Origin of the sequence: Micromonospora sp. NPDC004551, from assembly GCF_040609975.1 — a bacterium.
Taxonomy (GTDB): Bacteria; Actinomycetota; Actinomycetes; order Mycobacteriales; family Micromonosporaceae; genus Micromonospora.
In genome coordinates this window covers 143,381-157,271 of sequence record NZ_JBEXLM010000003.1, presented here as the reverse complement: position 1 = coordinate 157,271, position 13,891 = coordinate 143,381, and the positions used below count along the sequence as shown (strand labels likewise).

12 protein-coding genes are annotated in these 13,891 nt (G+C 72.9%); 5 read left to right on the top strand and 7 right to left on the bottom strand.

Translation table 11 applies throughout. The features are described 5' to 3' along the window. Positions 1-11 precede the first annotated feature (11 nt). From ABZW14_RS06145 to ftsY, 4 genes are all read right to left on the bottom strand, one after another. The gene (locus ABZW14_RS06145) at positions 12-350 is read right to left on the bottom strand and encodes a P-II family nitrogen regulator (protein WP_013284578.1); all 339 of its coding nucleotides are present in this window, start codon (positions 348-350) and stop codon (positions 12-14) included. Positions 351-375: 25 nt separating this feature from the next. After that, complete coding sequence (locus ABZW14_RS06140) at positions 376-1,788, bottom strand: ammonium transporter (RefSeq protein WP_355340586.1); 1,413 nt, start codon at positions 1,786-1,788, stop codon at positions 376-378. Positions 1,789-1,954: 166 nt separating this feature from the next. After that, positions 1,955-2,851 carry an aminoglycoside phosphotransferase family protein gene (locus ABZW14_RS06135; RefSeq protein ID WP_187399608.1) on the bottom strand — a complete coding sequence of 299 codons (897 nt, stop codon included), beginning with the start codon at positions 2,849-2,851 and terminating at the stop codon, positions 1,955-1,957. Then, complete coding sequence (gene ftsY / locus ABZW14_RS06130; protein ID WP_355340583.1) at positions 2,826-4,019, bottom strand: signal recognition particle-docking protein FtsY; 1,194 nt, start codon at positions 4,017-4,019, stop codon at positions 2,826-2,828. The genes ABZW14_RS06135 and ftsY overlap by 26 nt, the downstream gene beginning before the upstream one ends. 146 nt (positions 4,020-4,165) lie before the next feature. Between ftsY and ABZW14_RS06125 the strand changes: the two genes are divergently transcribed. The 5 genes from ABZW14_RS06125 (at position 4,166) to ABZW14_RS06105 (ending at position 9,136) form a co-directional block, all read left to right on the top strand. Further along, the gene (locus ABZW14_RS06125) at positions 4,166-5,878 is read left to right on the top strand and encodes an alkaline phosphatase D family protein (RefSeq protein ID WP_355340580.1); all 1,713 of its coding nucleotides are present in this window, start codon (positions 4,166-4,168) and stop codon (positions 5,876-5,878) included. 13 nt (positions 5,879-5,891) lie between these two features. Continuing rightward, positions 5,892-6,317 (top strand): MarR family transcriptional regulator, encoded by a 426-nt coding sequence (locus ABZW14_RS06120; RefSeq protein ID WP_355340577.1) that lies wholly within the window; start codon positions 5,892-5,894, stop codon positions 6,315-6,317. A 113-nt stretch (positions 6,318-6,430) separates the two neighbouring features. Next, positions 6,431-8,050, top strand: coding sequence for an MDR family MFS transporter (locus ABZW14_RS06115; RefSeq protein WP_355340574.1), 1,620 nt, complete (start codon positions 6,431-6,433; stop codon positions 8,048-8,050). Positions 8,051-8,054: 4 nt separating this feature from the next. Next, a complete protein-coding gene (locus ABZW14_RS06110) occupies positions 8,055-8,543 on the top strand; it encodes a universal stress protein (protein WP_355340571.1) in 489 nt (162 codons plus the stop codon). Between the two features lie 62 nt (positions 8,544-8,605). Continuing rightward, positions 8,606-9,136: a DinB family protein gene (locus ABZW14_RS06105; RefSeq protein WP_355340568.1), complete on the top strand. Its 531-nt coding sequence runs from the start codon at positions 8,606-8,608 to the stop codon at positions 9,134-9,136. A gap of 10 nt (positions 9,137-9,146) precedes the next feature. On the opposite strand, the gene ABZW14_RS06100 is transcribed toward ABZW14_RS06105, so the two are convergent. From ABZW14_RS06100 to ABZW14_RS06090, 3 genes are all read right to left on the bottom strand, one after another. Then, complete coding sequence (locus tag ABZW14_RS06100; RefSeq protein WP_355340565.1) at positions 9,147-9,767, bottom strand: HAD-IA family hydrolase; 621 nt, start codon at positions 9,765-9,767, stop codon at positions 9,147-9,149. Further along, a complete protein-coding gene (gene smc, locus ABZW14_RS06095; protein ID WP_355340562.1) occupies positions 9,764-13,363 on the bottom strand; it encodes a chromosome segregation protein SMC in 3,600 nt (1,199 codons plus the stop codon). Before smc ends, ABZW14_RS06100 begins: the two co-directional genes overlap by 4 nt. Before the next feature lie 301 nt (positions 13,364-13,664). Then, positions 13,665-13,859: a hypothetical protein gene (locus ABZW14_RS06090; RefSeq protein ID WP_007456482.1), complete on the bottom strand. Its 195-nt coding sequence runs from the start codon at positions 13,857-13,859 to the stop codon at positions 13,665-13,667. Between the last annotated feature and the right edge of the window lie 32 nt (positions 13,860-13,891).

The following is a 13,891-nucleotide window of genomic DNA, read 5'->3' as shown; positions in this document are numbered from 1 at the left end:
CGGATCCGGCGTCAGAGGGCGTCGAGCCCGCGCTCGCCGGTGCGCACCCGGACGACCTCCTCGACGCCGGTCACCCAGACCTTGCCGTCGCCGATCTTGCCGGTACGGGCGGCGCCCACGATGGCGTCGACGATCTTGTCGACGTCCATCTCGTCGGTGAGCACCTCGACCCGGATCTTGGGCAGGAACTCGACCGTGTACTCGGCACCCCGGTAGACCTCGGTGTGCCCCTTCTGCCGGCCGTAGCCCTGGACCTCGCTGACGGTCAGGCCGGCCACGCCGAGGGCGTGCAGGGCCTCCTTCACCGCGTCCAGCTGGTACGGCTTGATGACCGCGGTCACCAGCTTCATGTCCAACCCCTCCATCCCAGGAACGTTAACCGGCGACCTTCTCGCTGACCGGCTCGGCAGGCTCCTCCGCCGGGTCGGTGGGCTCCGGGGCCGGCCTCGCGGCGCCGATCCCGGCCATGGCGAACGCGCCCCCGCCGCTGCCGCCCGTGGCGGGCGACAGGTCGTACGCGCTCTCCGCGTGCTCGGCGACGTCGATGCCGTCGACCTCGGCCTCGGCCGCCACCCGGAAGCCGATCGTCTTCTCGATGCCGGCGGCGAGCAACCAGGCGACGCCGGCCGACCAGACGGTGACGATGAGGCCGGCCAGGGCCTGCCGGCCCAGCTGGGTCAGGCCGCCGCCGTAGAAGAGGCCGTCGGAGGCGCCCACCACGTCGCTGATCGCGCCGTTGACCGAGTTGGTGGCGAAGAGACCGAGCCACAGCGACCCGATCCAGCCGCCGACGAAGTGCACGCCCACCACGTCGAGGGAGTCGTCGTAGCCGAGCCGGTACTTCAGGCTGATGGCCAGGGCGCAGACCGCACCGGCGACGATGCCGAGCAGGACCGCCGCCCACGGGGCGATGAAACCGCAGGCCGGGGTGATGGCGACCAGGCCCGCCACGGCGCCGGAGGAGGCGCCGACCATGGTCGGCCGCCCGTCCTTGATCCACTCGACGGCCAGCCAGCCGAGCACCGCGGCGGCGGTGGCGAGCTGGGTGTTGAGGAACGCCAGGCCGGCGACCGAGTCGACGGTCAGCTCCGAGCCGGCGTTGAAGCCGAACCAGCCGAACCAGAGCAGGCCGGCGCCGAGCGCGACCAGCGGGATGTTGTGCGGCTTCATGCCCTCGCGGGGCCAGCCGACCCGCTTGCCGAGCACCAGGGCCACGCCGAGCGCCGCGGCGCCGGCGTTGATGTGCACGGCGGTGCCGCCGGCGAAGTCGAGCGCGTGGAGCTTGGCGCCGATGATGCCGCCGCCCCACACCCAGTGGGCGACCGGGAAGTAGACCAGGGTGGCCCAGCCGAAGGCGAAGAGCAGCCAGCCGGCGAACTTGGCCCGGTCGGAGATCGCGCCGCTGATCAGCGCGACGGTGATCACCGCGAAGACCATCTGGAACGCCATGAACACGTAGAGCGGGATGCCGATGCCGCTGGGGTTGTCCGCCGTGGCGCCCCAGAGGTCGGTCTCGGCCAGGAAGGTCTTGGTGCCGAGGTACGCGGCGGGGTCGCCCCAGAAACCGTTGACGTCGGCCCCGAAGGCGACGCTGAAACCGTAGAACCACCACAGCACGGAGATGAGCCCGATGGCGGAGAAGCTCATCATCATCATGTTGAGCACGCCCTTGGCCCGGTTGAGCCCGCCGTAGAACAGCGCCAGGCCCGGGGTCATGAGCAGCACGAGGGCGGTCGACACCAGCAGCCAAACGGTGTTGCCGCCGTCGATCGTCGGTGCTTCAGGCACGCTGGCCTCCTAAAGGTGAAGTCCTCCTTCGCGGCTTCCGGGGCAGCGTCGCCCGTACGCCGGTTGCGCGGAAGCTTGCTCGGCGGCTGTTTCCTTCACCGACACCGCTCGATTTCCGACGCGTGACGGGTTGTTTCCGGCGTGTGAAGAACGACGATCATGCGCGTCAGCGCAGGGCGTACTCCAGGGCGTGCCGCTCGTAGTCGAGCAGCCGCAGGTCGCGCATCGGCCGGCGCAGGTGGCCCTTGTGCACGATCCGGACGAACGCCGGCTCGCCGGCCGCCGCCATCCGCCGGATGCCCTCGACGTGGTCGACGATCCGCTTGCGGATGGTGCGGATGAGCCGGTGCCGGTCGCGGGGGATCAGCCCGTAGGCGTCGGCGAAGAGGCGCAGCCGGCGCGGCCGGTCCGGGTGTTTCCAGCCGAGGGTGATCGAGTCCCGGTCGGAGAAGATCGGCACCCAGGTCCAGGCCGCGTACGCCACGTCGTAGATCCGGGCGCCGGGCGAGGCCAGGTCGAAGTCGATCAGCCCGAGGGTGCCGTCCGGCCGCCAGATCACGTTGTGCGGGGCGGCGTCGTGGTGGCAGATCACCTCGGTGTCCGGCGGGGGCGGGCCGAACGAGCGCCAGACGGCGCCCGGCGGCGGGGTGAAGCCGTACTGGGCGTCGTGGAACATCCGCAGCATGGTCGCCACGGTGACCAGGGCCTCGTCGGTGACCCAGTGCGGGGCCAGCGGGTACTCCCCGCACTCCCCCTCCAGGTACGACAGGACCTCTCGGTTGCGCTCGTCCATGCCGAGGGCGCGGGGCGCGCCGGTGAAGCCGACGTATTCCAGGTGGCGCAGCAGGGCGTGGACCGAGGGGGTCCACGGGCCGGCGTTGCGCCGGACGGTGTCGCCCACCCGGACCACGGTGCTCACGTTCCCGCCGTGGAGCGGAATCTCCTGCGAAGTCACGTACGGTCTCCCGAGGCGTGGCGACGGGTGGCTGGGGTCGCGCCACCCCGCGTAGGCGCGATCGTCAGTCGTCACGTCGAGGCTACGCGTCCCGGGCGATCGGCTCATTGCCGAGCAGCGCGTCGACGAACTGTGCCGGGTCGAACGGGGCCAGGTCGTCCGGGCCCTCGCCGAGGCCGACCAGCTTGACCGGGATGCCCAGCTTGCGCTGGACGGCGATCACGATGCCCCCCTTGGCGGTGCCGTCGAGCTTCGTCAGCACCACGCCGGTCACGTTGACCACCTCGGTGAAGACCCGGGCCTGCTCCAGGCCGTTCTGGCCGGTGGTGGCGTCGAGGATCAGCAGGGTCTCGTCGATCGGGCCGTGCTTCTCCACGACCCGCTTGACCTTGCCCAGCTCGTCCATGAGGCCGATCTTGTTCTGGAGCCGGCCGGCGGTGTCCACCAGCACCGTGTCGACCTTCGTGTCGATGCCCCGCTTGACCGCGTCGAAGGCGACGCTGGCCGGGTCGGCGGCCTCGGGGCCGCGGACGGTCTCCGCGCCCACCCGGCCACCCCAGGTCTCCAGCTGGTCGGCGGCGGCGGCCCGGAAGGTGTCGGCAGCGCCGAGCAGCACGGTCCGGCCGTCCGCGATGAGCACCCGGGCGATCTTGCCGCAGGTGGTGGTCTTGCCGGCGCCGTTGACCCCGACCACCAGAAGCACCGCCGGCACGCCCTCCTTGGGGGCGGTCTTCAGCGACCGGTCGAGCGTCGGGTCGAGCGCGTTGACCAGCTCGGCGGCGAGCAGGGTGCGCAGCTCGTCGACCGACCGGGTGCCGAGCACCCGGGTCCGCTCGCGCAGCCGGTCGACGATCTCGCGGGTGGAGTCGACGCCGACGTCGGCGGTGATCAGGCTGTCCTCGATCTCCTCCCAGGTGTCCTCGTCGAGGCGGTCCCGGCTGAGCAGACCGAGCAGGCCCTTGCCGAAGACGTTCTGCGAGCGGGACAGCCGGGAGCGCAGCCGGACCAGGCGGCCGGCGGTGGGCTCGGGGACCTCGATGGTGGGCAGCGGCGGCGCCTCGACCACCGGCGGGGGCTCGACCAGCACGCCGGTGCGCAGGTCCGACTCCGCCGCTTCGACCGGCGGCCCGGCCAGGTCCTCCTCGGCCCGGGTGTCGACCTCCGTCTCCGGCAGCGGCGGCTCGGGGCGCCGGCGCAGCCGGGGCACCACGAGGCTGAGGCCGCCGAGGATCAGCACGCCGAGCAGGGCGAGTGCGACGAGGAGGTATTCCTTCATGCCCGAAATCCTGTCAGATGCCGGCGACGGCGTCCCACTCACCGCCTCGGCACGTGAACGAGCTGCGGGTACGCTCGCGGCTGGAAGGCGTGCCGCAACCGCCGGCCGGGTAGGAAGGGTCTGATGATCTTCGTCGGAGGTGCGCCGTGACCGGTCCCCGTCTGCTCATCGGCCCGCTGCTGCGCCGTGTCGTGGACACCCGGGCCACCGTCTGGGTGGAGACCAGCGCCCCCGCGGTGGTCACCGTCCGCACGGCCGACGGCGCCTCCGGCAGCGCCCCCACCTTCTCGGCGTACGACCACCACTACGCGCTCGTGATCGTGTCGGGGCTGGCGCCGGCGAGCAGCACCACCTACGAGGTGCTCATCGACGACGAGGTGGCCTGGCCGGTGCCGGACAGCGGCTTCCCGGCCAGCGTGATCCGGACCCGGGCGGCGGACGACCGGGACCAGCCGGTGAACCTGATCTTCGGCTCCTGCCGGGAGACCACCCAGCACGCCACCGCCCGCCGGCTGCCCCCGGACGCGCTGGACGCGTACGCCCGGCGGCTGATCGCCGCCCCCGGCCCGGACGCGCTGCCCGACCTGCTGGTGCTCCTCGGCGACCAGGTCTACGCGGACGAGACCTCGCCGACCGTGCGCCGGCTGCTCAAGCGGCGGCGGCGCCGGCCGAAGGGCGCCCCGGCCACCCAGGTGGTCAGCTTCGACGAGTACACCAAGCTCTACCTGGAGTCCTGGCGCGACCCGGAGATCCGCTGGCTGCTCTCCACCGTGCCGAGCGTGATGATCTTCGACGACCACGAGATCATCGACGACTGGAACACCTCGGCGTCCTGGCGGGCGGACATGCGCACGCAGCCCTGGTGGGCGGAGCGGATCCGCAGCGGCCTGGCCTCCTACTGGGTCTACCAGCACCTGGGCAACCTGTCCCCGGACGAGATCGCCGCCGACCCGGTCTTCGCCAAGGTGAGCGCCGCCGAGGACGCCACGGGGGTGCTGCACGAGTTCGGCGAGCGGGTCGACCAGGAGGCCGACGTGGCGCACGACACCGAGCGCTGGCGGGCCGTGCAGTACCAGTGGAGCTACGCGCTGGACCTGGGGCGGACCCGCCTGGTCATGCTGGACAACCGCTCCAGCCGGGTGCTCGACTCCGGCAGCCGGGCGATGCTGCCGCCGGGCGAGTGGTCCTGGTTCCTGGACCGGGCGCACGGCGTCTACGACCACCTGGTGGTCGGCGCCTCGCTGCCGTGGCTGCTCCCGCCCGGCATCCACCACGTCGAGTCGTGGAACGAGAAGCTCGCCGACTCCCGCCGGCCCTGGGTCGCGAAGCTGGCCGAGCAGATGCGCCGGGCCTGGGACCTGGAGCACTGGGCCTCGTTCCGGCGCTCCTTCGAGGCGCTCGGCGAGCTGTTCGTCCGGTTGGGCAGCGGCACGGCGCCGCGCGAGGGTGCCCGGGTCGGGGCGGGCCCGGCGTACTCGCGGCCGGCCTCGATCAGCGTGCTCTCCGGGGACGTGCACCACTCGTACGTGGCCCGGGCCCGGTTCGCCGATCGGAGCGTACGCACCCCGGTGCACCAGCTCACCTGCTCGCCGATCCACAACCAGGTGCCCGCCGGGATGCGCCCGCTCATGCGGCTGGGCTGGAACCCGGGGCCGGCCGGCGCGGCCCGGGCGCTGGCCCGCTCGGCCGGGGTGCGCCGCCCGCCGGTGCGCTGGAAGAAGCTGGCCGGACCATACTTCGGCAACGCCGTGGCCACGCTGACCCACGAGGGCCGGACGGCCGAGGTGGTCATCGAGGGCACCACCAGCGACGGCCACCTGCGCACGGTGGCGCGCCAGCGGCTCAGCGACGAGGTGTGAGTACCCTCTCAGCGTGGACGAGAGCCTGCGCGCCGTGGAGCACGAACTGACCGCGCTGCTGCGGCGTGGGCGCGCGCTGTCCTGGGAGATCGCCCGCGAGGTGCATCCCAACCTGGAGCCGAACGCCTACGGGCTGCTGCTCTGGTTGCGCCGGTCCGGCTCGATCCGGCTCACCGACCTGGCCGCCAAGCTGGGCATCGGCAAGGGCACGCTGAGCCGGCAGATCGGCGGCCTGGAGGCGCTGGGGCTGGTCCGCCGCGACCCGGACCCGACCGACCGGCGGGCGGCCCAGCTCAGCCTGACCGAGGAGGGCACCCGCCGGTTCGACGCGGCGCGAGCGGCCCGACTCGGACAGATCCGGGGATCGCTTGAATCCTGGCCGAAACAGGACGTCGAGGACTTCGCCCGGCTCATGCACCGGTTCAACGAGACCTTCTGACCGGATCCGCCCTGGAATAAGACCTGCACCACGTGCGGTTGTTGCTTGAGGCAACCAAGCCATACGGTTGCCCGAAGCAACTGTTCCCCCGTCTTTTCCGGAGGCATTCCACGATGACGCAGGCGACAGCGCCCACCCGGGCGACCGCCGTCGACATGTCCCACCGGCAGATCCTGGAGGCGCTCTCCGGCCTGCTGCTGGGCATGTTCGTCGCGATCCTCTCCTCCACGGTCGTCTCCAACGCGCTGCCGCGGATCATCACCGACCTCCACGGCGGCCAGTCCGCGTACACCTGGGTGGTCACCTCGACCCTGCTGGCGACCACCGCGACCACCCCGATCTGGGGCAAACTCGCCGACCTCACCAGCAAGAAGGTCCTCGTTCAGCTCGCCCTCGGCATCTTCGTGCTGGGCTCGGTGCTGGCCGGGCAGTCGCACACCACCGGCGAGCTCATCGCCTGCCGGGTGGTGCAGGGCGTGGGCGCGGGCGGCCTGACCGCCCTGGCCCAGGTGATCATGGCGACGATGATCGCCCCGCGCGAGCGCGGCCGGTACAGCGGCTACCTCGGCGCCGTGATGGCCGTGGGCACCATCGGCGGCCCGCTGATCGGCGGCGTCATCGTCGACACCGACTGGCTCGGCTGGCGCTGGTGCTTCTACGTGGGCGTGCCGTTCGCCATCCTCGCCCTGGTCGTGCTCCAGAAGACCCTGCACCTGCCCGTGGTCAAGCGCGAGGCGAAGATCGACTGGTGGGGTGCCACGCTGATCACCGCGGCCGTCTCGCTGCTGCTGATCTGGGTCACGCTGGCCGGCGACAAGTACGACTGGATGTCCTGGCAGAGCGCCGTCATGGTGGCTGGCGCCGTGCTGCTCGGCGCACTCGCCCTCCGGGTCGAGAACCGGGCCGCCGAGCCGATGATCCCGCCGCGCCTGTTCCGCAACCGCACCATCACCCTCGCCGTGATCGCCAGCATCGCGGTCGGCGTGGGCATGTTCGGCGCCTCGGTCTTCCTCGGCCAGTACTTCCAGATCAGCCGCGGCGAGAGCCCGACCATGTCCGGCCTCATGACCCTGCCCATGATCCTCGGCCTGCTGATCGCCTCCACCGTGGTCGGCCGCATCATCACCAACACCGGCCGCTGGAAGCGCTACCTGGTCACCGGCTCGGTGCTGCTCACCGCCGGCTTCGCGCTGATGGGCACCATGCGGGCGGACACCCCGTACTGGCGGCTCGCCGTCTTCATGGCGCTGATCGGCCTCGGCCTGGGCATGACCATGCAGAACCTGGTCCTGGCCGTGCAGAACACCGTCGGCCCGCACGAACTCGGCGCGGCCAGCTCGGTGGTGGCGTTCTTCCGCAGCCTGGGCGGCGCGATCGGCGTGAGCGCGCTCGGCGCCATCCTCGGCCACAAGGTCAAGGACTACCTCGCCGAGGGGCTCGCCGGTCTCGGCATCCCGGCCTCCAGCTCCGGCAGCGGCGGTAGCCTGCCGAACGTGCACACCCTGCCCGCACCGATCCGCGCGGTCGTCGAGGCCGCGTACGGGCACGGCGCCGGCGACATCTTCCTGGCCGCCGCCCCGTTCGGGCTGATCGCGCTGCTCGCGGTGGTGTTCATCAAGGAGGTGCCGCTGCGCCGCAACAACAGCGACGCGATCTCCGCCGAGGTCGAGCGGGAGTCGACCGTCGCGGCCGGCGCCGGCGCCCCGGTGGTACGCACGGGCGGGCGGGACTGACCCGATGGACGCCCCCGAGCGTGAGAAGTACGGCCCGGAGGCCCGGCCGCTGCCGTTCGAACGCGGCACGGACGGGCCCCGGGTGGTGCTGGTCGGCGTCGACGGCAGCCGCACCTCGCTGCGCGCCGCCTCGTACGCCGCCGGGCTGGCCCGCCGGCAGGGCGCCGGCCTGGTGGTCGTCTTCGTCAGCTCGCCGTCCCCGTACACCGCGATCATGTCCGGCGTGGTGGCCGGCGCGGTGCAGCAGACCCAGGACGAGCTGGCCGCCGAGCTGCGCGAGGAGTGCCGGCGCGGCGCGGAGGAGCTGGGCCTGCCGGTGACCTTCCTGTGCCGGCGCGGCGACGCGTACGCCGAGCTGGCCAGGGCGGCCGACGAGCACCGCGCCGACCTGGTCGTGGTCGGGTCGTCCGAGCAGGCCGGGCACAAGCTCGTCGGCTCGGTCGCCACCCGGCTGGTCCGCACCGGCCGCTGGCCGGTCGTGGTCGTGCCCTGAGCTGAGGAAGAGTCCCCGGTTAACGCCTCGCGTGGCGCCGGGGGCCCTCCTACCATCCCGGCATGACCTGGAGAGCACCCGAGATCGACCGCAGCCACGAGCCCTACGTCGGTGACGAGCGCACCATGCTGGAAGGCTGGCTCGACTACCACCGCGACACCCTGCTGCACAAGTGCACCGGCCTGACCGCCGAGCAGCTCCGGACGGCGAGTGTCGAGCCGTCCACCCTGACCCTGCTGGGCCTGGTCCGCCACATGGCCGACGTGGAGCGCTGGTGGTTCCGCGTCCGCGCCGCCGGGGAGGACATCTCCGGCCTCTACGACTACACCGAGGACCCGGACGCGGATCTGAACGCCATCGCCGACGCGGACCCGGCGGAGGCCTTCGCCACCCTCCGCGCCGAGATCGAGGCGGCCCGCCGGGCCGTCGCCGGCCTGTCGCTGGACCACACCTTCCTGCGCGCCCGCCGCGACGGCGGCGCCGACGAGATGAACGTCCGCTGGGTCTACGTGCACATGATCGAGGAGTACGCCCGGCACAACGGCCACGCCGACCTGATCCGCGAGCGGATCGACGGCGTCACCGGCGACTGACCCGCCGGGGTCAGTACGCCAGCGCGGCCCGCAGGTAGCGCAGGTCGGCCGGGCCGCTCCAGCGGTGCGCGGAGAGCCCGGCCACCCGGGCGCCCGCCACCGCGCGGTCCTCGTCGTCGACGAACAGCACCCGGGCCGGCGGCGTCTCCAGCGCCTCGCAGGCCGCCTGGAAGTATTCCTTCGCCGGCTTGTGCACGCCGACCACCGAGGAGTTGACCACCACGTCCAGCTCGTCGGTCAGGTCCAGCGCGGCCAGGTCGGCGTCCAGCACATCGGTGGCGTTGGTGCCCAGCCCGACCCGCACGCCCGCCGAGCGGACCTCCCGGATGAAGGCGAGCACGTCGGGGTCGACCTCGCCCCGGTAGCGCTGCCACGCCTCCACGGCGGCCCGGGCCCGGGCCGGGTCGCCGACCGAGGGGGTGAGCGCGTCGGCCACGCTGGTCATCCACTCGGCGTGGCTGACCTTCCCGGTCAGCACCGGCTGGAGCAGCCCCCAGGACATGGCGATCTCGCCGAGGACACCCTCGCTGAGCCCGTACTCCCGCTCGACCCGGGCGGCCACCGCCGGGTCCCAGTGGCGCAGTACGCCGTCGAAGTCCACCAGGAGCGCCGTGGCGCGTTCCCGACTCACTCGCTGTTCTCCTGACCCTCGTCGTCGGCCCGGTTGAGCCGCTGGCTGATCACCTGGGTGACCCCGCTGCGCATGGTCACGCCGTAGAGCGCGTCGGCGATCTCCATGGTGCGCTTCTGGTGCGTGATCACGATGAGCTGGCTCTTCTCCCGGAGCTGGGCCAGCAGCGTGATCAGGCGGCCCAGGTTGACGTCGTCGAGGGCCGCCTCCACCTCGTCCATGATGTAGAACGGGCTGGGCCGCGCGCGGAAGATCGCCACAAGCATGGCCACCGCGGTCAGCGACCGCTCGCCGCCGGAGAGCAGCGACAGCCGCTTGATCTTCTTGCCGGGCGGCCGGGCCTCGACCTCGACGCCGGTGGTGAGCAGGTCCTCCGGGTCGGTGAGCACCAGCCGCCCCTCGCCGCCGGGGAAGAGCACGGTGAACACCTGCTCGAACTCCCGCGCCGTGTCCTCGAACGCGCTGGCGAAGACCTCCAGGATCCGGTCGTCGACGTCCTTCACCACGGTGAGCAGGTCCCGGCGGGTGGCCTTCAGGTCCTCCAGCTGCTCGGAGAGGAACTTGTAGCGCTCCTCCAGCGCGGCGAACTCCTCCAGCGCCAGCGGGTTGACCTTGCCGAGCAGGGCCAGTTCCCGCTCCGCCTTGGCAGCCCGCTTCTCCTGCACCGGCCGCTCGTAGCGGACCGGGTCGGGCACCGGCGTGCCCTCCTTCTCCGCCGCCGCGAGATCCGCGTCGGTGGGCGGGACGAGCTGGTCGGGGCCGTACTCGGCGATCAGGGTGGCCACGTCGAGGCCGAAGTCCTCGGCCGCCTTCGCCTCCAGCTGCTCGATGCGCAGCCGCTGCTCGGCGCGGGCCACCTCGTCCCGGTGCACCTGGCTGGTCAGCCGCTCCAGCTCGGCGCCGAGCCGCTTGGCCGCGCCGCGTACCTCGGACAGCTCGGCCTCGCGGGCGGCGCGCTCGCGGGCCACCTCGTCGCGGTGCTCCTCGGCCCGGGCGATCGAGACGGTGAGCCGGGTGAGCGCCTCCCGGGCGCCGCCGACCACGGCCCGGGCGATCTCCGCGCCCCGGGTGCGGGCCGCGCGCCGGGCGGCGGCGCGCTCCCGCGCGGCCCGTTCGGCGGTCGCCTGGCGGGCGAGGGAGTCGGCCCGGCCGGCGATCGAGGAGACCCGCTCCTCGGCGGTACGCACGGCGAGCCGGACCTCCATCTCGTTCTGCCGGGCCTGCGGCACCATGGCGGCGAGCTGGTCGCGTTCCTCGGTGGACGGTTCGGCGTCGAGCGGGGTGGCCTCGGCCAGCCGGAGCCGCTCCTCCAGCTCGGCGAGGGCCGTCAGGTCGCGTTCCCGGGCCGCCTCGGCGCGGGCCCGCGACTCGCCGAGCCGGTCGGTCTCGGCCTTCGCCGACCGGGCGGCCGCGCCCAGCTCGGCGAGGCGGCGCGCGGCGGCGTTGCGGTGGCTCTCCGCCTCCCGCTTGGCGGCGGCGGCGTGCTGCACGGCCTCCTTGGCGCCGGCCACCTCGGCGCGTGCCTCGACCAGTTGCTCGCGCAGCTCCGCGCTGGTCCGCTCGGCGGCGGCCCGGTTGGTCCGGGCCTCCTCGACGGCCGCCTGCACCTCGATGTAGCTGGGCGCCTTGGCCGACCCGCCGGCCGCCGCGTAGGCCCCCACCACGTCACCGTCGGGGGTGACCGCGCGCAGCTCCGGGTTGCCGGCGACCACCTCGGCCGCGGCGGCGAGGTCGTCGACCAGCACCACGTCGCGCAGCGCCCGGTGCACCGCCGGGCGGATCTCGGCGGAGCACTCCACCAGGTCCGGGGCCCACCGGGCGCCGTCGGGCAGCTTCGGGCGCAGCGCGTCGGCGGAGCCGGCCATGCCGGGGCCGGCGGGGCTGCCGACCAGCAGGCCGGCGCGGCCGGCGTCGGAGATCTTGAGTAGGCGCATGGCCTCGACGGCCTCGTCCACCCCGGTGACCGCGACCGCGTCGGCGAGTCCGCCGAGCGCGGCGGCGAGCGCCGCCTCGTTGCCCGGGGCGACGGTGAGCAGCCCGGAGAGGCTGCCGAGCAGGCCGGGCACCTGGTCGGCACGGGCCAGCAGGGCGCCCGCGCCGTCCTTGCGGCGCAGGCCGAGGGCCAGTGCCTCCTCGCGGGCCTTCCAGGTCGCCGCGTCCTTCTCGGCGGCGCGCTCGGCGTCCGCGAGGCCGCGTACGGCGGCCTGGGCCTGCTCGTGCGCGGCGACCGCCTCGGCGTGCCGGGCGTCCAGGTCGGCGTTGTCCCGGTCGGCCTCGGTGGACTGTTCGGCGACCGCGTCGAGGTCGGCCTGGGCCTTCTCGGCCCGGGCCAGGGCGTCGGTGTGCGCGGCGGCGAGCCGTTCGATCTCCTCGCCGGCACTGGTGGTGCGGGCCCGGGCGGAGTTGACCTGCCCGGTCAGCCGGGCCAGCCCCTCGCGCCGGTCGGCGATGGCCTTGGCCGCGGCGACCAGTTCCCGCTCGGCGGCTGCGAGCTGCCGCTCCAGCTCCTGGCGGTGCTCGACCGCCTCGGCGAGCCGGATCTGGTCCTCGGTGAGCGCCGCCCGCAGCTCCTCCTCCTGCTCGCGGACCCGCCGGGACTCGGCCTCCAGCTGCTCGGGGTCGCGGCCCGGGCGCTCGTCGTCGCCGGTGGCGCTGAGGTGCCGCAGCCGTTCCCGGGCGAGCTGCTCGATGGAGCGGAACCGCTCCTGAAGCGCGGAGAGCTTGTACCAGGTGTCCTGGGCCGCGGCGAGCAGCGGGGCGTCCTCGGCCAGGGCCGCCTCCAGCTCACCGAGGCGGGCCTGCACCTCGCCGTGCTCGCCCTCGATCTGCTCGCGCCGCTCGCGCAGCGCGGTCTCGTCGGCGATCTCCCGGTCCAGAGTGGTACGCAGGGTGTGCAGGTCGTCGGCGAGCAGCCGCAGCCGGGCGTCGCGGAGGTTGGCCTGGATGGCGGCGGCCCGGCGGGCCACCTCGGCCTGCCGGCCCAGCGGCTTGAGCTGGCGGCGCAGCTCGGCGGTGAGGTCGGTGAGGCGGTTGAGGTTGGTCTGCATCGCGTCGAGCTTCCGCAGCGCCTTCTCCTTGCGCTTGCGGTGCTTGAGGACTCCGGCCGCCTCCTCGATGAACGCCCGCCGGTCCTCCGGCTTGGCGTGCAGCATGCCGTCGAGCCGGCCCTGCCCGACGATGATGTGCATCTCCCGGCCGATGCCGGAGTCCGAGAGCAGTTCCTGGATGTCCAGCAGCCGGCAGGAGTCGCCGTTGATCTCGTACTCGCTCTCGCCGGAGCGGAACATCCGGCGGGTGATGGAGACCTCGGTGTACTCGATCGGCAGCGCGCCGTCGGTGTTGTCGATGGTGAGCGTGACCTCGGCCCGGCCCAGGGGTGCCCGGCCGGCCGTGCCGGCGAAGATGACGTCCTCCATCTTGCCGCCGCGCAGTGCCTTGGCGCCCTGCTCGCCGAGCACCCAGGCGATGGCGTCGACGACGTTGGACTTGCCGGAGCCGTTCGGGCCGACCACGCAGGTGATCCCGGGCTCCAGCTTCAGCGTCGTCGCGGAGGCGAAGGATTTGAAACCCTTCACCGTCAGGCTCTTGAGATGCACCTTCTCGATCCTCGTCCGGTGGCCGCCGTACCGTCGCCGGCTGCGGGGACCTGGCGAACCCGCAGACTAACCCGCGGGCGGGGAGAGCCAGGTACGCGACCCACCCGGTGCCGGAGGTGTCCGGTTTCCGGCGGTGTGGCGCACGCCACGGAAAACTGCAAGATCAGAATTGCCGGGCGCAATTCCGGGGACCGCCCGCAAGATCGCGGAATGCGGGTCCGAAAACAAAAAGCTGCGCGCCGGCACTGGGTGTCGGCGCGCGTTTCTGTGTGGTGCGATTCAGTTTTCCGACAACCGGAGATCAGGTCAGCGCGGGCTCGGCCAGACGGAGGAGGTCGTCAGCCTCCGCCGCAGCCGCCGCAAGCCGATCGTTGTCGGCGCGCAGACGCGTGATCTCGAACTCCAGTGCCTGAACCCTGGCACGCAGTCGGGTGACCTCGTCGAGCAGACGCCGGTCGGGCGCTGCACCTACGTGGCCGTAGAGGGCCTTCGCCATGCTGACTCCTTGATATGCGCTGCCGGAAAGGC